General features: G+C 50.8%; 18 protein-coding genes and 1 pseudogene. 7 read left to right on the top strand and 12 right to left on the bottom strand.

Translation table 11 applies throughout. The features are described 5' to 3' along the window. Nucleotides 1-292 precede the first annotated feature (292 nt). Nucleotides 293-1,345: a hypothetical protein gene (locus BZG74_RS11880; RefSeq protein WP_077772792.1), complete on the top strand. Its 1,053-nt coding sequence runs from the start codon at nucleotides 293-295 to the stop codon at nucleotides 1,343-1,345. Nucleotides 1,346-1,469: 124 nt separating this feature from the next. Beyond that, a complete protein-coding gene (locus BZG74_RS11875) occupies nucleotides 1,470-2,531 on the top strand; it encodes a hypothetical protein (RefSeq protein ID WP_077772791.1) in 1,062 nt (353 codons plus the stop codon). Between the two features lie 4 nt (nucleotides 2,532-2,535). Here BZG74_RS11875 and BZG74_RS11870 read toward each other — a convergent pair whose 3' ends face one another. Further along, nucleotides 2,536-3,435 (bottom strand): LysR family transcriptional regulator, encoded by a 900-nt coding sequence (locus BZG74_RS11870; protein WP_077772790.1) that lies wholly within the window; start codon nucleotides 3,433-3,435, stop codon nucleotides 2,536-2,538. Between the two features lie 194 nt (nucleotides 3,436-3,629). Here BZG74_RS11870 and budA point away from each other — a divergent pair, with 194 nt between their 5' ends. Genes budA through BZG74_RS11855 form a run of 3 tightly spaced genes read left to right on the top strand, consistent with a single transcriptional unit; the run spans nucleotide 3,630 to nucleotide 6,916 of the window. Next, nucleotides 3,630-4,406: an acetolactate decarboxylase gene (gene budA / locus BZG74_RS11865; RefSeq protein ID WP_077480760.1), complete on the top strand. Its 777-nt coding sequence runs from the start codon at nucleotides 3,630-3,632 to the stop codon at nucleotides 4,404-4,406. Between the two features lie 41 nt (nucleotides 4,407-4,447). Further along, nucleotides 4,448-6,130 (top strand): acetolactate synthase AlsS, encoded by a 1,683-nt coding sequence (gene alsS / locus BZG74_RS11860; protein ID WP_077772789.1) that lies wholly within the window; start codon nucleotides 4,448-4,450, stop codon nucleotides 6,128-6,130. Between the two features lie 27 nt (nucleotides 6,131-6,157). Continuing rightward, nucleotides 6,158-6,916: an SDR family NAD(P)-dependent oxidoreductase gene (locus BZG74_RS11855; RefSeq protein WP_069362573.1), complete on the top strand. Its 759-nt coding sequence runs from the start codon at nucleotides 6,158-6,160 to the stop codon at nucleotides 6,914-6,916. Between the two features lie 89 nt (nucleotides 6,917-7,005). Here the strand turns inward: BZG74_RS11855 and yqfB are convergent, their stop codons facing one another. From yqfB to ubiU, 7 genes are all read right to left on the bottom strand, one after another. Beyond that, on the bottom strand, nucleotides 7,006-7,320 hold the full coding sequence (gene yqfB, locus BZG74_RS11850) for a N(4)-acetylcytidine aminohydrolase (RefSeq protein ID WP_077772788.1): 315 nt from the start codon (nucleotides 7,318-7,320) through the stop codon (nucleotides 7,006-7,008). Nucleotides 7,321-7,413: 93 nt separating this feature from the next. After that, on the bottom strand, nucleotides 7,414-8,781 hold the full coding sequence (dcuC, locus tag BZG74_RS11845) for an anaerobic C4-dicarboxylate transporter DcuC (RefSeq protein WP_077772787.1): 1,368 nt from the start codon (nucleotides 8,779-8,781) through the stop codon (nucleotides 7,414-7,416). A 181-nt stretch (nucleotides 8,782-8,962) separates the two neighbouring features. Further along, on the bottom strand, nucleotides 8,963-11,140 hold the full coding sequence (gene katG, locus BZG74_RS11840; protein ID WP_077772786.1) for a catalase/peroxidase HPI: 2,178 nt from the start codon (nucleotides 11,138-11,140) through the stop codon (nucleotides 8,963-8,965). A gap of 206 nt (nucleotides 11,141-11,346) precedes the next feature. Then, nucleotides 11,347-11,745 carry a VOC family protein gene (locus tag BZG74_RS11835; RefSeq protein ID WP_077772785.1) on the bottom strand — a complete coding sequence of 133 codons (399 nt, stop codon included), beginning with the start codon at nucleotides 11,743-11,745 and terminating at the stop codon, nucleotides 11,347-11,349. Next, the gene (locus BZG74_RS11830; protein ID WP_077772784.1) at nucleotides 11,742-12,233 is read right to left on the bottom strand and encodes a GNAT family N-acetyltransferase; all 492 of its coding nucleotides are present in this window, start codon (nucleotides 12,231-12,233) and stop codon (nucleotides 11,742-11,744) included. The genes BZG74_RS11835 and BZG74_RS11830 overlap by 4 nt, the downstream gene beginning before the upstream one ends. Nucleotides 12,234-12,376: 143 nt before the next feature. After that, the gene (locus tag BZG74_RS11825) at nucleotides 12,377-13,252 is read right to left on the bottom strand and encodes a U32 family peptidase (protein ID WP_077772783.1); all 876 of its coding nucleotides are present in this window, start codon (nucleotides 13,250-13,252) and stop codon (nucleotides 12,377-12,379) included. Between the two features lie 9 nt (nucleotides 13,253-13,261). Next, entirely contained in the window at nucleotides 13,262-14,257 is a 996-nt protein-coding gene (ubiU, locus tag BZG74_RS11820) for a ubiquinone anaerobic biosynthesis protein UbiU (protein ID WP_077772782.1), read from the bottom strand. A 219-nt stretch (nucleotides 14,258-14,476) separates the two neighbouring features. On the opposite strand from ubiU, the gene ubiT reads away from it, so the two are divergent. Beyond that, nucleotides 14,477-14,983 carry a ubiquinone anaerobic biosynthesis accessory factor UbiT gene (ubiT, locus tag BZG74_RS11815; RefSeq protein ID WP_158020650.1) on the top strand — a complete coding sequence of 169 codons (507 nt, stop codon included), beginning with the start codon at nucleotides 14,477-14,479 and terminating at the stop codon, nucleotides 14,981-14,983. A gap of 12 nt (nucleotides 14,984-14,995) precedes the next feature. On the opposite strand, the gene BZG74_RS11810 is transcribed toward ubiT, so the two are convergent. Beyond that, nucleotides 14,996-15,904 (bottom strand): LysR family transcriptional regulator, encoded by a 909-nt coding sequence (locus tag BZG74_RS11810; RefSeq protein ID WP_077772780.1) that lies wholly within the window; start codon nucleotides 15,902-15,904, stop codon nucleotides 14,996-14,998. A 107-nt stretch (nucleotides 15,905-16,011) separates the two neighbouring features. On the opposite strand from BZG74_RS11810, the gene BZG74_RS11805 reads away from it, so the two are divergent. Beyond that, complete coding sequence (locus BZG74_RS11805) at nucleotides 16,012-16,650, top strand: NAD(P)-dependent oxidoreductase (RefSeq protein ID WP_077772779.1); 639 nt, start codon at nucleotides 16,012-16,014, stop codon at nucleotides 16,648-16,650. Nucleotides 16,651-16,657: 7 nt separating this feature from the next. Here the strand turns inward: BZG74_RS11805 and BZG74_RS11800 are convergent, their stop codons facing one another. From BZG74_RS11800 to BZG74_RS11795, 3 genes and pseudogenes are all read right to left on the bottom strand, one after another. Then, a complete protein-coding gene (locus BZG74_RS11800) occupies nucleotides 16,658-17,677 on the bottom strand; it encodes a S66 family peptidase (RefSeq protein WP_077772778.1) in 1,020 nt (339 codons plus the stop codon). 98 nt (nucleotides 17,678-17,775) lie between these two features. Beyond that, nucleotides 17,776-17,862 (bottom strand): annotated as a pseudogene (locus BZG74_RS15555) (FAD-dependent oxidoreductase); the annotation flags it as partial. Nucleotides 17,863-17,884: 22 nt separating this feature from the next. Beyond that, on the bottom strand, nucleotides 17,885-18,331 hold the full coding sequence (locus BZG74_RS11795) for a GNAT family N-acetyltransferase (protein ID WP_077772777.1): 447 nt from the start codon (nucleotides 18,329-18,331) through the stop codon (nucleotides 17,885-17,887). Nucleotides 18,332-18,498 lie beyond the last annotated feature (167 nt).

Below are 18,498 nucleotides of genomic sequence, written 5' to 3'. Positions count from 1 at the left end.
GCGATAAACATCGTTTTATTTAGAAACAAGATCACATTTCAACAAATGATGTGATTAACCCGTTTATTCATAAAAATATTAGCCCCTAACAATGCATGGTTAATACTTGACCCTGCCGATGTCTTCTCACACAAAATACGGTTATTTACTATACAAAACAAGGAAGTGGATAGGGTGTTTCCTTATTTTTTTCGTTTAAATGCTCTTTTATTGTCCTGTTTATTACTATGGCAATGAGTTTATAATCAGCTATAAGTACTGAGTGTTTACTCAAAACAGGTTGGCAACAAAAATGAAATATATTTATAAGATAACAATGGCAATCGCCCTATTTATGGTGTCTTCAACAGGCTTTGCTGCCATCGGTCAATACAACGTTGTATTAGTTCATGGTTTTCAACCCGACCAACTACAAAGCCGTCCAGATCGTGATCAAGTAGCCGCAGACGGCTCAGACTACTGGCAAAACTACTGGTTACAGCATGCTGATGCCCGTGTCGATTGGCCCGCTCACGAGCGGATAGAAGGAAAGATTGCATCAGACTATCTATGGCCTGCATTAAAAACGCTTTCCGAGCAAGAAACCTGTCTGTCCGGCTGCATTTTAGTGACCCACTCTACCGGCGACTTGGTGGCTCGCTACCTGTTAGATAACCAAGCAAACTGGCTGAATAACGCAGGGCTCGAGCCTCTCAACATTGTCGGCACCTTTGACTTTGCAGGCGCAGGTGGTGGCGTTGAACTAGCTAACATCGCAGTGAATGTTGCCGAGGGAGGTGGTTGGCTAAATCATGCCATGAAAAAAGCCGTGTCACTGTGGATGGGACAACTCCCTAGTAAAGACAATATCGGCGTACTGAACGACCTGAAAGTGGCAAACGCGCGCCAACTCGCCATGTGGCCTGATAACCGTGTACCGCGTATCCGCTTTGTGGGCAATGGCTCTGACTTCTTAGGTGCCACGTCTCCCTTTATTCCGGGCAGTGATGATGGCGTGGTTGCCGCTCACTCCGCCTGTGGCGCCGCGGATGCCGAAGCATTTGATAGCTGCTCTACCGCGATCGAATTTGACGGTAAGCTAGGTTACGTACAAACGGGGGTTAGACGCTTTATGCCCTCGCACTATCCATTATTGATGGGCGACAAATATAGCCACCTCACCATCTTTAACCCTTGGCACAAAGGGAAGGTAACAGCGACCGATCCAGAACTTGTGCTCGGCGATCAGTCTCGAATCGCCGTCGATACGGTTGACGAAGATGGCTGGTTTGGTAAGAAATATCGCTTTGTGAAAGATTCAGACCGTGACACCTTGTCAGAGCTTGTCCATGCACTCCCACAATAATTTCGTGTAAGCTGTGACAAAACTAACAAAGCTGCCCTTTCATCGGTATAAGGGCAGCTGCTTGGATTTATTCGCTTTTCTTTGCTGTGCTACCTTGGCTGTAACACATTAATTAGGGATTGCTATGACTAGACTGCTGCTCGCAGTAACCTTGCTAGTATCAATTGGAACCACGGCTTATTTATGGTTTGATGTGGCTGATACACCTGTGCCTCAATCTACCAATGAGGGCGATCGTTTGTCTTTGTTACCTCGATCCGATGATGATCCCCCGCCGGCGGAGCTTGACCTCACAGGCGATGAGACACAACATCAACCTGCGGAGCCAGATATCAAGCAAGCCTCAGTTGAACCAGCACTTAGCTATATTGCCGCTGACTATGCAGAGCAAATCCAACACCCCACCTATTCGATTCCTATTCCTTCAAAACAAAGTCCTTATTTACACTGGAACCGGCACGTTTCAACGCCGATGCCGATTCTCGACGGCTCGGTGAAAGCGGCATTAAAGCTCAACCAGTATCGCTACTTTTATCCGGAAAACATCCAAGCCTCACTGGTCACCCCAGCCTCTCTTAATCACGCGACCTTGTCGATTATCGATGTCCAGTCCAATCGGGAATTGACCCAACTCGATGTCACAGATACACAGTGGAACATTGAGCCCGAAGCCGATTGGCCTATTGAACTTCGTCTCAAAGCAGCACTCAGTTTTGATGATGGCGACGATGTACTCACCGCCGACTTCCGTCTTTATCAGCCAATTGCGGAAGTGAAAGGGGTGAAGCCAGTTTTCGGCCGTGGGCCGGATATGGTCATTCCACTCGTTTTGGATATCGACAAGAGCGGTATTTATCGGGTGCGTGCCAACCTATTTACTACTGATGATCAACCCGTTGCGGTATTAACCAGCAAGACACGCCTCAGTGAGGGAGAGCAAACTCTGGATCTACGTGCATTTAGAGCCTCAATGAGCGGCTATGGTGATGAATGGCAACTCAAAGACGTCTTCATTGAGCGTATGTCTGGCTACCCCGGTGAGCGAGCACAATTTGGCATCAGCCCACAGGATCATTATTCACTCGGTGTTTTTGACACCGGACAGTTATCCGACGAGCCCTATCAAATGAGTGAGCAAGAGCGAATGCAATTAGAGTTTTTACAGCATGCCGCTCAACGGCCTTAACGGCTCAGCTCCCCATCTGAGTGACTTGCTCTCGTGCGGTATGAATACACCGACGCACAACCTGAGCGGTATTGGTGCGCTGCCACGCCAATACGACGTGACTCACTAAGGGCATGTCTTCAACCGCGACCACAGCAACATGATCGCTCAGCTGTGTGGTCAATGATTCAGGCACCAAGGCAATCCCAAACCCCGCGGAAACCATCGCCGTTGCCGAATGCAATTGTGGCGCTAAAGAGGCATTCGATGGCGCCAGTCCCGCCCCTTTTAGGGCATCCACCAAGGCATCATGTAACCCTGGGCCAATATCACGCGGAAACAGAATAATCGGGTCATCGCCCAACTGTGACAACGTCACGCTTTGCTGCTTGGCAAAGACATGATTAGCAGGTACCACCAGCTTAAACGGATCAGGAAACAACGGCGTGTGTGCCACGTGTTCACTGGCATAACATGGTAAGCGTAGAAAGGCGAGATCGACATCCTGTTCGCGCAAGGTTTCCACCAACGCTGGCATGGGTAACTCTATCGGTTGAAAATCAATGTCTGGATGGGCTTGCTGTAATCGCCGAACAAGTTCTAACACGGCTTGGCTCACCACCGTCGAGCTGGCAAATCCAAGCCGCAGTTGATTCCGCTCTCCTCGCGCCACTTGTTTGACCCGCTGCACCGCATGATCCAACTGCGCCAAGATTTTCACCGCATCATCATAAAGCACCTGACCGGCGGGGGTTAACGCCACCCCGCGAGATAAGCGTTCAAATAAAGGCACCCCCACCTCTTGCTCTAGCTTTTTAATTTGCTGGCTCAGTGGTGGTTGTGCAATGCCCAACTTTTCGGCTGCGCGGGTAAAGTGTCGGCACTCTGCCACCGTTACAAAATACCGTAAATACCTTATCTCCATGACCCTGCCTCCGAGAAATCTCTGATATTCAGTATCTTACCACGTTTTTTATGTGCCATATCTTTTCGATATCAAAGCCAACCTTTTTTGTATTGGATGCTATCCACGTCAGCTCGCATCATATCTATAGATTTCATACAACAAACCGTTTGGTTATCAGAACGGTCGTTAAACACGGTTAACGAGGACGCTTTATGAGCACCCAAACCTGCCACTGTGCCGAGCACATTGCGGCCGCCTACGTTGAGCATCACCAACACACTGGAGAGGGTGAAATCTATCAAACCTCCCTGATGAGTGCCTTGATTGATGGCGTCTACGAAGGCGACACCACCATGGCCGATCTCCTCAAACATGGCGACTTCGGCCTCGGCACATTTAACCAACTCGACGGTGAACTCATCGCCTTTGATAAAACCATATTTCAGCTGCGCGGTGATGGCTCGGCGCGTCACGCCGACCCGGACCAAAAGACCCCCTTTGCGGTCATGACCTTCTTCAAGCCAGAGATTAGCCAGAGTTTTGATCACCCCATGTCGCGCCAAGAGCTGCATGATGTCATCGATAGCTTGGTGCCAAGCGACAACATTTTTTGTGCGGTTCGTATCGACGGTGCCTTTGAGCATGTACGCACGCGCACTGTGCCCAAACAAACCCCACCGTACAAACCCATGCTTGAGGCCATCGCTGCACAACCTGAGTTTCGCTTTGATCATGTTAATGGCGTGATTGCAGGATTTCGCAGCCCACAATATACCCAAGGGATCAATGTCGCTGGCTATCACGAGCACTTTATCACTGACACACGCCAAGGCGGAGGCCATGTCCAAGACTACGAATTGGCTTGTGGCACCTTGCAAATTGGACGGGTCTCTAAACTGGTCATTGATCTTCCGACCAATGCCAGCTTCCTCGGCGCGAACTTAACGCCGGACAACATACACGCCGCTATCGAACAAGCAGAAAAATAATATCACCTCCCATCGGGAGGCAACCTCACGAGGAGCCCAACATGACTAAAAAAACACAGTGGGACAATGGCGCACAACTGATCGCAAATCACCTAGAACGCCAAGGTGTGGAATACATTTTTGGTATTCCTGGCGCCAAAATCGACCGTCTCTTTGACGCGGTTGAAGACACCAACATTAAGATGATCCCCGTTCGTCACGAGGCGAATGGTGCCTTTATGGCAGGCGTCGTCGGCCGTCTAACCGGCAAGGCGGGTGTGACCATGGTGACCTCTGGCCCTGGCTGTGCCAACTTGGTTACCGGTCTGGCAACCGCAACCTCAGAAGGCGATCCCTTGGTCGCATTAGGGGGCGCGGTAAAACGGGCCGATCAACAAAAACAAACCCACCAAAGCCTTGATACCGTGAGCGTATTCCGCTCCGTCACCAAATACAGCGCCGAGGTTCAAGCCAGCACTGCTGCGTCTGAGATCCTTGCCAATGCCTTCCGCTCAGCAGAAAGCGGCCGCCCCGGCGCTGCCTTTGTCAGTCTGCCCATGGACATTCTCAACGACCCCGTGGAAAGCGATATTCTCGCGCCGACCTTCCCCGCCCATCCCGGTATGGCAGATACGCGGGCCATCAGCGAGGCAGCCAGTAAAATCAAAGCGGCGAAAAATCCGGTTTTCCTCCTAGGCTTACAAGCCAGTCGCCCCGAGAATGCCACCGCTATTCGTACTCTGCTTAATCGTACCCAATTACCCGTTCTCGGCACCTATCAGGCGGCAGGTACCGTTGATATTAGCTACTACCAGCGCTTTGCGGGTCGCGTGGGTTTGTTCAACAACCAGCCCGGCGATCTATTGCTTGCAGATGCAGATCTTATCATCACCATTGGCTTTAGCCCGATTGAATACGACCCTGAACTTTGGAATACCCAACACACAGACATCGTTCATATTGACGTCGAACCTGCGGAAATTGAGCACTACTATCGCCCCAGCGTTGAGCTCGTTGGTCAAATTGAGCCTACCCTGAACGCTCTCACCGAGCAGCTCGATCACCACTGGCTGATGCCATCTACCACCGTCGATGTGCTCGAAGAAGTCGCTCACCAACGCCAAGCGATTCGTGCCTATAGCCAGTCACACCAAGAGTTTGCTTTGCATCCGTTACACCTAATCAAAGTGATGCAGGATGTGATCACCCCAGACACAACCTTGTGCTTGGACATGGGCAGTTTCCACATTTGGATTGCCCGTTACCTCAACTGCTTCCGCTCCCGTCAATTGTTGGTCTCGAACGGTCAACAAACCATGGGCGTCGCCCTTCCTTGGGGAATTGGTGCCAGCTTGCTCAACCCCGATCGCAAAGTGGTGTCCGTTTCCGGAGACGGTGGGTTTATGCAATCGAGCATGGAGCTTGAGACTGCTGTGCGCCTCAAATGCAACTTGCTACACATTATTTGGGTGGACAACGCCTACAACATGGTAGAGATGCAAGAGGTCAAAAAATATCAGCGCTTTTCCGGTGTGAAATTTGGCCCGATTGACTTTAAAGCCTACGCCGAGGCGTTTGGTGCCAAAGGTTTTGCGGTCACGCGCCAAGAAGAGCTCGCCAGCCAACTGAAACAAGCTATGGACACCGAAGGACCCGCCGTGATCGCGATTCCTGTTGATTACAGTGACAACGACAAGCTGATGGCCCCTCGTGAGGCCGGCAGTATGGATCCGGTATTTGCTTAATTGAAACGCTAAACAATGGAGAAAACGATGAAAGGTATTAATCAAAAAGTGGCATTGATTACTGGCGCAGCTAACGGTATTGGCGCAGCCATTACCGACCGCCTCTATCAAGAAGGCGCCAAAGTGGCCATTGCGGACTGGAACCAAGCGGCATTAAATGACACAGCCGCAAAATACGATGCTGATCGCGTCTTAAAGCTCTCTGTCGACGTATCGGACCCAAAAGCGGTAGAAGCGATGATTCAAGAAGTGGTATCCCACTTTGGGCAGCTAGATATGCTGATCAATAACGCTGGGGTGCATACCCCCGGCTCTGTGATTGACGGCACATTAGACGACTGGGAGAAAGTATCAGGCGTGGATATTGATGGTGTGGTTTTTTGCGCCAAATATGCCATGCCTGAGTTAATTAAAACCAAAGGCTCAATGGTAAACACAGCATCAGTATCAGGCCTAGGCGGAGATTGGGGCGCGGCTTTTTACTGTGCCGCTAAAGGCGCGGTTGCGAACCTAACGCGTGCCATGGCACTTGATCACGGCCTTCAAGGCGTACGTATTAATGCCGTATGCCCGAGCTTGGTTAAAACCAACATGACCAATGGCTGGCCTGAATCGGTGAGAGAAAAATTTAATGAACGTATCGCACTTGGCCGTCCTGCAGAGCCTGAAGAAGTGGCTTCTGCGGTAGCATTTCTTGTCAGTGACGATGCGTCATTTATCTCCGGTGTTAACCTCCCCGTTGATGGAGGCGCCACCGCCTCGGATGGTCAACCTAAAATCGTCTGATAACCCACCAAACGTCACCAAGCGCCCGTTTTACCGGGCGCTTTTTTAATGGCGCACTGTCAATCCACGCGCTGCGAGCGCGCGAGCTGTTAAGCCAGATGAAAATCAATCACAAACAACGGTGGGCGTTCTGGGTAGATTTGCAAAATCAGCGCTTTCAGCTCAGTCAGCGACATTCCTTCTTGTTCAGCATGGCGGGCATTAATATCCTCGAAAGCAAGCGGAGCAACGCTGTCGATCACGATGTCACACACATAATCATCGGTTTCTAGCTGATGTACCGCGACGCGCGAACCAGGTTGATAGTGACTTTCGGATTCATCGCGAATGGTGATGGTTTTAACACCGGAGGCCACCATGGGCGTTAAAGTGGAGAAAAAGGTGATTTTAGTCGGGGCAGTCATGTTGTTTTCTTCCAAAACTGTGTTGGCCTATAGTGCGATACGATTAAAAAAGCCCGCGAGCACTTGTACGCGGGCTTTCCATGCCTTGCGACGTTACGCCATCATCGGCACCAATACAAGCGTGCCAATAATCACGGTGATTAACCCGCAGAGAACTGGCACCGAGGTGCGTTTAACCACCTCAAACGGGCTGAGTTTTGCCATCCCAGATGTCGCCACAATCACTCCCGACACGGGCGAAACCGTGCGGCCTAAATTAGACGCTTGCAACATGGGGATAATCAAAAAGGCTGGGTTAAGCCCCATCTTCGCGGCTAACGAGGGCGCTAGCTCGACAAACGCATAGAAAGGTGCATTACCCGATCCTGTCGCAATCGCTGCCGCTACAGTGAGCAGGGTTAACAGCATCATCAACGCGATACCGCCTGCGCCCGCGCTTTCCGCTAGGCCCAATAAGTTGTCTATCGCACCAATCGACATCAAGCCTTGGGCGAATACACCAGCAGCCACCAACAGCATCACGACGCCTTTAAAGGCATCCGCCATGCCTTCATAACAGGCATCGAGATCTTCTAGCGTTCTTTTGCCATCAAATTTCTTGGTCGCAAAGTCCACCAATGCCCCCAAAAAGATCGACAGTACCACAATGGTATAGATATCGAGATAGAGGCCATGGATGGTTTCACCATTAAATAAAAACACCCCGATAATGGGTAAAAACGGCAACACTGCGTAATAAGCAGGTGCATGTGTTTCTATCTCAGAGACATCCACACGTTCCATCGGCGTGTTTTCTTTGTTATCCAGATATTTATTCCAAAAGTAAGCCGCGGCGGCCATTACGATGATCGCACAGATAGAGACCGGCAATACGGTTTCAACCGCAAACACATGGAGAGGCAACCCGGATTTTTCCGCCGCAATCACCACATCACCCGATGTGGGTGACAAGATAATAGCAGCAGGAGATGCACACACCGCGGTGGCAGCAGGGCGAGAAATGCCCATCGCGGTCATCATCGGGAACAAGGTGGCCATCAGAAGGACACCCAACCCAGTTGCAGAGCTGACCGCCAGCGACATTAAACATGCCACGATGTAAGCCGCTACGAGCAGCACATAGGGTGACTTGATCACCGATAGCGGCCTAGAGAACTGCTTCACCACGACGTTGTTGGCACCAATGTGCGACATATAGGCCGCAAAGCCACACAACAACATAATTTGCATCCCGAGGCCACCACCTCGGTATTGCAGCATGTATTTCACGTATTCCAGCGAGTCGGTAAACAGGTTGCCCGTCGACGTTAATTTAGCCGGCAGCACACTGTGCCCGATTAACCCGGTGATAATCAGTAATAAAATCCCTGCGGTTAGCAAGGTGCTTGCAGCACGATAACCTTTGACAATGAAGTAACCCACGGCCACGGTTACCACTAGCCCAATGAGAAGTTCTAGCATAATTCACTCCGCCAGATGATAAAGATAAAAGAATTGGATGGAATTTACTCACCTCACTGTACTAAACCCCTGTCTGTAGCACGACATAAACCAAACCCGAGCTTGATTTAAGACAAATAAAAAGCCGCCTCTCGATAAAAGGCGGCTTGGCGATCACAGTTTGTCTTGGTTAAGTCATCGGCTAGTAGTGGAGATCAAAACGGTCAGCATTCATCACTTTTACCCACGCTGCGACAAAATCGTGTACAAACTTGGCTTGGTTGTCATCTTGCGCGTAAAACTCGGCATAAGCGCGCAAAATTGAATTAGAGCCAAACACTAAGTCGACGCGACTTGCCGTCCACTTCACCGTACCAGAGTCGCGTGCAATGATTTCATAGCGGTTGCGGCCGACGGGTTTCCATTGATACGCCATGTCTGTCAGGTTGACAAAAAAGTCATGACTTAGCTGGCCCACTCGGTCAGTCAGCACGCCTTCCGGCGCAGCGCTATAATTGGTACCCAGTACGCGCATACCACCCAGCAATACCGTCATTTCAGGGGCCGTGAGTCCCATCAGCTGGGCACGATCGAGCAATAACTCCTCAGGCTGAACGGTATAGTCTTTTTTCAGCCAATTGCGGAATCCATCTGCAACCGGTTCTAACACCTCAAACGAAGCCACATCAGTCTGCTCAAGCGTGGCATCACCACGTCCGGGTGCAAAGGGAACGTCGACAGGGAAGCCAGCCGCCTTTGCTGCTTCTTCGATGCCTTGATTGCCTGCCAACACGATGGTGTCGGCCAAACTAATCTGATGCTTCTGGGCTATATTGCTCAGCACGTTGACTACCTTCGCCAAACGCTCCGGCTCGTTCCCTTGCCAATCTTTTTGTGGCGCTAGGCGGATCCGCGCGCCGTTCGCGCCACCCCGTTTATCGGATTGACGATAAGTCCGTGCGCTATCCCATGCGGTGGTCACTTTCTCTGCCAGTGTCAGGTCACTGTTGGCAATATCCGCTTTTACCGACGCGACGTCATAATCAGTACGTCCTGCCGGTACAGGGTCTTGCCAAATCAAATCTTCACTTGGCACATCTGGGCCGATGTAACGCGATTTAGGCCCCATGTCGCGGTGCGTGAGTTTAAACCAAGCTTTAGCAAAGGCATCCGCTAACTGCTCGGGATGTTGATAAAAACGCTCCGCAATGCTGCGATAGGTTGGGTCCATTTTGAGTGCCATGTCGGCATCCGTCATGATGGGATTACGACGAATGGAAGGGTCTTCCACATCGACAGGTTTATCTTCTTCTTTGATGTCGATGGGCTCCCACTGCCACGCACCTGCTGGGCTTTTCTTCAATTCCCACTCGTAGTTAAACAACAGATAAAAGTAGCCGTTATCCCATTGCGTGGGATGGGTGGTCCACGCCCCTTCAATGCCACTGGTGACCGTATCGCGACCAATGCCACGCGCTTGATGGTTGTTCCAACCTAAGCCTTGCTCTTCAATCGCTGCGCCTTCCGGCTCGGGGCCGAGCTGTTCCGCATCGCCATTGCCGTGACACTTACCGACTGTATGGCCACCTGCGGTGAGTGCGACCGTTTCTTCATCGTTCATCGCCATGCGCTCGAAGGTGACACGCATATCTTGCGCGGTTTTAAGCGGATCCGGATGGCCATCTACCCCTTCTGGGTTGACATAAATCAGCCCCATCATCACCGCCGCCAATGGATTTTCCAGATCGCGCTCACCAGAGTAGCGGCTGTTCTCAGCATCACTTGGCGCCAGCCATTCTTTCTCTGCGCCCCAATAGGTATCTTTCTCAGGGTGCCAAATATCCTCGCGGCCAAATGCAAACCCATAGGGTTTTAAGCCCATCGATTCATACGCCATCGTCCCCGCCAGCAAGATCAAATCTGCCCAGCTTATTTTGTTGCCATATTTTTTCTTAATCGGCCACAACAGGCGGCGGGCCTTATCGAGGTTGGCGTTATCCGGCCATGAGTTTAAAGGCGCAAAACGTTGATTACCGGTGGCACCTCCACCGCGACCGTCAGCAATGCGATAGCTCCCCGCGGAGTGCCATGCCATACGGATCATCAAGCCACCATAATGTCCCCAATCGGCGGGCCACCAAGACTGACTCTCGGTCAGTAACGCTTTCACATCCTTTTTTAGTGCATCAATATCGAGGGTTTTAAGCGCGGCTTGATAATCGAAATCATCATCAAAGGGGGAGGTTTTACTGTCATGTTGATGAAGAATGTCGAGGTTTAGCGCGTTTGGCCACCAGGTTTTGTGTGCCATCGCTTCCGAGGTTTTGCTGCCGTGCATGACAGGGCACTGGCCACCTGACGTTGAGCGTTGTTGAGACATTGCTTTCTCCTTGCTCTTATTGTTCGACAAGCTTTCTTCACAGCGAATCAGCTTGCGCATTGCGTTAATAGGCAATCAGGCGAAGTGCATGATTGTCCCGACTAATACAACGTTAATAGGCATGAGACATCCGCGCTAATCTGTTTTGCCAATGACTGTGATTGCTGACACTTACCTCCACGCCTGAACCAATTCATCGCTTTGCTCTACCATGCCCACTCACGGTTTTGTAGTACCACACGATAACCGTCCAGATCTTCAAAGGTACGCCCGTCTTTATCCCAGTAGCTATTGTAGCTCGGCACCGGTTTAAACCCAGCGGATTCAATTTGTTGACAGGCAGTCTGCCATGCAGCGTGATCCGGCAAGTAAAAGACCAACAGGTTTTCCTGTGACGGTGCTGGACCGACATGAGTGCCGCGATGATGGGTAAATTCAAGGTGATAGTTGTGATGTGGGTGACCAATAATGGCACCATCAAAATCATTATGGCCAGAAAACGTCGCCAATAGCTCAAACCCCAGCCCATCACAATACATGTTAGTAATGTCGGCCAAATTGTCAGTGGGTCGTGCCACCCGCATCACGGTGTCTTTATCAATCATTGTGCTGGCTCCTCCGGCTCGCAATTCAATGTTTGCATCATGGTGATAGAGTCTGGGGTAAACCCCAGCGCATGGTAAAACGCCTGCGCGTCCTGATTAAACGTCATCACTTCTAGTTTAATCACAGTGGTATGATTGTCTTTCGCCCATTGGGTGCACGCAGCCATTAACGCTTTGCCCGCGCCGGTTCCGCGAGCATCACGGTCAACCACAATGGTATTCACATGACACATAGGATCGTCGACCAGATGAGGAATGTGTACAAACGACTCCAGCCTTGCCGACAAAAAGCCAATCACTTTGTTTTGATGCTCTGCCACCCAAAAGTACTTATCCGCTTCTTGCAGCGCTTGCTGCAAAAACGCCCGACCGCTTGGGCCAGGCGTTGCAAACAAATGCGGCGCATGTTGATGATGCATGTCACCAATTTGTACATTTAGAGCGAAGATGGCATCCAAGTCCTCAACCGAGGCACGTCTCACTTGCATCCTTGTGTTCCTTTTCAAGTATTGAGGTGTTCTGGCTCTCAACCGCCTAATGCAATTGTTTAGTCAAACTACAACTCTAGATAATGGCCGATAAATCAGAGTGATGCAGTGACTCTACCCACACCCTTGAAAGGAAGCGTCAACTACTCGATGACTTGTGTCATGCCTGCCAAGTGGTGCCAATAGCCGTTGCAATCGTGGTTAAGCGGTTGCGGGTTATTGCCTGCTTGGTTAGCACGGAATTTGTCTACCCAGTGCAAGGTGTCAAGCGACAGTGGACTTAACCGCACCACATCCACTAGCCCTTGCATCGACGGTAAATCGTTAATGAGATTTGTGCACTGGCCAGACTGGGTTTGAATGCCGTTCAGCACAAATACGGCCTGACCCTCTTGGGATTCCGTTAACCGTCCATTGGGGTAGTTGAGGCAGCACAGCTCGCAGTCATCTTTGGCACGATTTTCTGAGCGCGCAGTAAAACAGCGTGCCGAATAAGCCAGTGGTAAGTAACCATAGCCAGTCACCTCCACCTCAAACTGGTCGCGAATACCCAGTGCATCGCAGCCGTTCAACATATTCACCAACCAATCGCGCGAAAGCTCCACCGGCATTACCCAGCGTGTCATGCCCAGGTCGACAAATTGCTTTAATGTTTGCGGGTTATAGCAGTTGATAGCGGCCCCCACCACAAAGGGCTGCCGACGCTCACTTAAAAACTGCACCGCGCTCAGGTCATTCGCTTCAATGCGAATATCATCATTGTCACAGTAGCGTTTTAGCATGGTCAGCTCTGAGGGCGCTTCAATCAGTGCCATGGTCGAGAGCACCACTTGTTTACCAGACTCAGCCAGCTCACGCGCGAGCCCGATCCAGTCTTTGGTTTTCAGCTCTCGCCGCTTGGCACAGACGGTTTCACCGAGATAAATCACATCAGCTTGGCTGTCTGCTGCCGCTTGATAAAAGGCTTCAACCTCAGCCTTGGGCCAGTAATACAGGATCGGCCCGAGAGAAAAATGCATCATAATTCCTTATTGCCACTTGCGATGGTAAGCACCCAAACTGGTTTGCACCCCTTCAGAAAGACTATCGAGCGAGTGCGCCCAATCCGGTGCAATATCAAACGCATCAGGGTTTGCGACACAGCGATCAATCGCTTGACGCCATACCCGTGCAACTTGCTCCACATACGCAGGGCTGCGCTGACGACCTTCGATTTTGACCGATTTTATCCCGGCGCGATAAAGCTCAGGCAGGACACTTAAAGTGTTCAAACTGGTGGGCTCTTCCAGTGCGTGATAGCGGTTGCCATCGACACAGAAACGGCCTTTGCAAAGGGTGGGATACCCCGCTTTTTCATCGGCTTGGTACCGATCAATCAAGACGCCATTTAAGCGCGACTCCAGCCCATGCTCAGTATCTTGCCAGCGCACGAATGCTGCCGGTGAGCAAGCGCCCACGGTATTGGGCGACTGGCCGGTGAGATAAGACGATAAATAGCAGCGCCCTTCAGCCATAATGCACAGGCTGCCGAAGGCAAATACCTCTAAATCGACATCGGTATCGCGTGCCAGTTGTTTAACCTGATGAATAGACAGCACCCGCGGCAATACCACCCGTTTAACGCCATATTGCTGCTGATAGAAACGGATCGCCCCAGCGTTGGTGGCGGATGCTTGAACAGAAAGGTGTATATCCAAATTGGGATAGGTGTTAGCGGCGTAGTCTAAACAGGCCATGTCAGCGAGGATCAGCGCATCAGCGCCATTTCCGGCGGCGCTATCAATCGCATATTGCCAACGGCGCCAACCATCAGGATGGGCAAAGGTATTAATGGCAACGTGCAAGTCTTTGCCGTGGTCATGTACATACTGACTGGCACGCTGCAATTTGCTATCGGTGAAGTTCAGCCCCGCAAAATGGCGCGCATTGGTATCGTCTTTTAAGCCGACATACACCGCATCGGCGCCATGTTCGATCGCTTTTTTAACCGCCGGAATATTGCCCGCCGGACAAAGGAGCTCCATAACATTGCATTCCATTTTATGATTGTCCGGCTAAGATAAGGGCGTTGCTAGTATGGGAGGTTGATGTGTATCAAGCTCACTTATCCATGATGACAAAAATCGCGATAAATGACGCTGTTGGCACAAAAACTCCTCTCATTTTTGACTCGGATCCAATGGCGGAGCATTCAATATCGCTACTCTAGTGGCATTCAACCATTGGCACCAAAGGAAAGCCAAATGCTCGTTAACCCAATCACCCAACAACCCCTTGCCCTGCCACTGCCTCAGCCAGCTCTGATTACGCCAGGGCTAAAAGCCATCACTCAGTTGCCACATGGGCTGCAAGCTCAGGTGCTGACCAAAGTCATGAATACCGCTTTTGCGGTGCCGCTGGCAGAGGATGAGTTCGACTTTCTTGCTGGCCTTACCATTCGCATTGGATTGCGCGATCTCAACGCGAATTGGTTCATGTCGCTGAACGAAGACAACCAATTATTGGTGCGCTTGTCTGGGGAAGAAGACGCCAGTATCGAAGGAGATTGGTTAGCGTTTTTAAAAATGGCGACTCACTATTGCGATCCAGATACGCTGTTTTTCCAGCGCCAACTCAGCATCAGTGGTGATACCGAACTTGGGCTGCATGTGAAAAACCTGCTTGATAGCCTCGAAATCGACAGCCTGCCCAAACCACTGGCACGCTCACTGACGTTAAGCCATCACTACCTCACTAAACTCGCGTTGTAGTTGTCACGCTTTTCAAGTATCTGACCCATCAATGGGAGCTTGGATATCATGCTGCCAGCAGCTTGCTAGGTGATCGATAAAGTGGCGCACGACAGGCTGTTGATAACTACGCGATAAATAGACCGCCCACAGTGCACTGGGCGGTAAGCGATAACCGGTCAGCAAAGGTATTAACTCCCCCTGCTCCACATAGGGATTGGCTAAATCACATGGCACACGGACAATCCCTTTTCCCATTCGCGCCGCATTGACCAAGGTGCCTAAGTCGTTGGCGTGAATCGGCCCACTCACTCTTATCTCTTCTCGGCGACTGTCTTTAATAAACTGCCAATGATCACCGCTGACATGAATTAAGCACGGGTGATCACTGAGATCGCTCGGGTGATTAGGCTGCGACGCGCTGGCTATATATGCCGGTGATGCACACACTATAGAATCGATGGCCATGAGTTTGCGGGCAATTAAATGTTCATCCGGCTGAGGTGTGAAGCGCAGCGCAATATCGACCCGCTCATCCACTAAGGGCGTAAATTGGTCGGAGGCAATCACTTCAATCACGACCTCTGGATGCGCATCGGTAAATTGCGTTACTGGCGCAACAAGAATCCCTTGCGCTAACCCGATTGGCGCAGCGACTCGAATACGACCGGTTAAGGCGCCCTGTAATCGTCCAGTCGTCAACGTTAACGCCGCCGCTTCGTCCAAAATACGCTGGCAATGACCATAGGCTTGCTCACCGGCATACGTTAAGCTGACTTTACGCGTTGTCCGATGCAACAGACGCTGTGCAAGCCATTGCTCGACCTCTTGCACATACCTTGAAACCTGCAAACGCGTTAGCCCAAGTTGTTCGGCCGCCCGCGTAAAGCTTTTGCAATTCGCCACTTCTACAAAACTACGTATTGCCGTTAGCCTATCCATATTGTCTCTTTAATTGATACAAACTGTATCTATTATGGTTATTTATCCAATAGATGAAAGCTAATAAGCTACATCCATCCAAGCAATCACAGCATGAGGAAGACAATATGAAAATCGCAATTATTGGTGCAACAGGTTGGATCGGTAGCCAAATCGTCGAAGAAGCGCTTCATCGTGGGCATGAGGTTATCGCTCTTGTTCGTCAGCCAGAAAAAGTGACCCGCGACGATGTCGAGGTACGTCAATTCGACTTGCTGAATAACCATCACTCTGTACAACAGGCCGTTGCTGACGCTGATGCAGTCATTGCCGCCGTGGGCGGGCGCGCTGCAGGCAACCATGAGATGGTGGCAAACAGCGCTAAGCGCTTAATTGACGAATTACCCGGGGCTAACGTCAAACGTTTACTTTGGGTCGGCGGTGCTGGCTCGCTAGAAGTTTCACCGGGAGTCGAGCTGGTTAGCCTGCCCGACTTCCCTGACGCTTATAAAGCAGAAGCGCTCGCTCAAGGCGACGCTTTGAAGGTATTCCGTGAACACGCCCATACCCTAGATTGGACGTTCATCAGCCCTGCCGCAGAGATTTTCCCGGGCGACAAAATAGGCCGCTATCGCGTTGGCGCGGATACCTTGCTTACCGATGACCATGGTGACAGCAAAATCAGCGTTGCTGACTATGCTATCGCGATGATCGACGAACTGGAAAGTGGCGCCCACCGTCGCCAACGTATCGGTGTGGCTTACTAATCCAAGCTCATTGCCCAGCGTGCTCACCCGCCAACCAAGGTTGCGTGAGTGAGACCGTCTGGGCATCAAAATCAATACAGGCTTGAGCCCCCAAAGGTATGGTTAACATCGGATGCGTATGGCAACTGTCAAAACCATCAACCACAGCGAGCGGCTGCCCATCGAGTATTTCTTCAAGAACGTCATAGGTTGAACGTCCCGTTCCTTTGTCATCAAACAGCTCGTGTTTACCAAGTAACACCGCGCCTACCGTATCAAACACCCCAGCCAGTTTTAGGTGTGCGAGTGAGCGCTCAACCGTGGCAATATCCAACAAAGAGTCCTCAATCAGCAGAATATCGCCTGTCTTAATCGCTGGCATATAAGGTGTTCCCCAGATCCCACTCAGCGTATTGAGATTGCCACCGATAATGCGGCCATTTACCTGACCTTTACCCATAAACTGCCATGCATTCTTATAGGTCGGTTTTGCCTCTGTCTGCTCGCCCCAATCGATCATGACATCCGTCCACTGGGCAGGCATCTTATAGGTCATCGGCAGCGTTACATTCTCAGTTGTTACTGCTCGAAACGCGTCAAAGGTTTCATCAACCAATGGCGGGAACTCCCCTAAAGACGCCACTAAGGCTGGCCCATAAAACGTGATGAGTCCCGTTTTCGCATAGATACCGAGCAATAAGGCAGTGAGGTCCGAATAACCCACGATAATCTTAGGATCATCAGCCAAAGCAGCATAATCGATGTAGGGAAGCAAAGCATTGCTGTTCATTCCACCAATCGTCGACATGATGCAGCGCACATTCGGATCACGGATCAGTTGATTGAGCTCTTCCGCACGCGCCTTGATCGAGCCTGAGCGATAGTGATCCGATTGCCCTGTCAATGCCCCTGCCTTAAGATCAAAGCCTTGTGCTTTGACATACTCCACCGCGCGTTCAAATCGTTGGGGCGCAAATACGGTGGCAGGTGATGATGGCGAGAAAAAGCCAATTGTCTCGCCTTCTTTAAGAGATGGTGGCAGTAACATATTGTCATCCTTGATATTTCACCTCCCACCATTAAATCATCTGGACGAGACAGTCACAATACTCCGCCGATTAATCGCTGGATGGCGCACTGATAGTCTGACATTTTTGGATATCGCTGTTGCAACTGCCAAGCGGTGGCCACGCCGGCGATACCGCCCCCAACGACCACAAAATCGTACGCCATTAGCTACTCCTTTCGTCACCCGTTAATCGGTCACGTCCAGAAAATAATACTGGCTAACGTCGCAAATAAAGCCAAAAGATTCAATAAGATGATGAGCGGCATGATTGCTTTGATGGGTTTGTAGCAATAAGCAAGCGGCTTGGCGGGCACGAACCTCCTTGAGAGCGTGAGAGATTAACGCCCGCGCGACACCTCGTCGCCGTGAATCCGGCTGCACGTACAAATCGTTAATAATTAAGCCACGACGCGCCCTCGCCAATGAATACAAAGGCGTTAGGTGGACAAATCCCACCATGGAGGATTGGCGAGAAGCGGTCAGTATACACGCGTCTTGCTCGCGCAACCGTTGCTCAGCAAACGCCCATGTTTGGCTGAGCGGCGGACGAATCGCAAGCCAACGCTGGTACTGGTCAAATAACGCAATGAGAGCGTCTAGATCATTTAACTCCGCTTTTTCTATATGCAACATTCTCTCTCTACTACAGCGCCATGGTTACTTTTCAGTGTAAGCGCCGTCGCGACGTTCTGCTGTCAACACCTCAACAGACGAGCATAAAGGACAAAATGTATACTGTCACACTACGTTGAAATCGCTCACAGTATCTAGGTTGATATGAAATCCAATCAAAAAAGTTA

Origin of the sequence: Salinivibrio sharmensis (genome assembly GCF_001995985.1) — a bacterium.
In the GTDB taxonomy this organism is placed as follows: Bacteria; Pseudomonadota; Gammaproteobacteria; order Enterobacterales; family Vibrionaceae; genus Salinivibrio; species Salinivibrio sharmensis.
The sequence above is the reverse complement of the archived record's forward strand: the minus strand, read 5'-3'. Positions and strand labels throughout refer to the sequence as shown.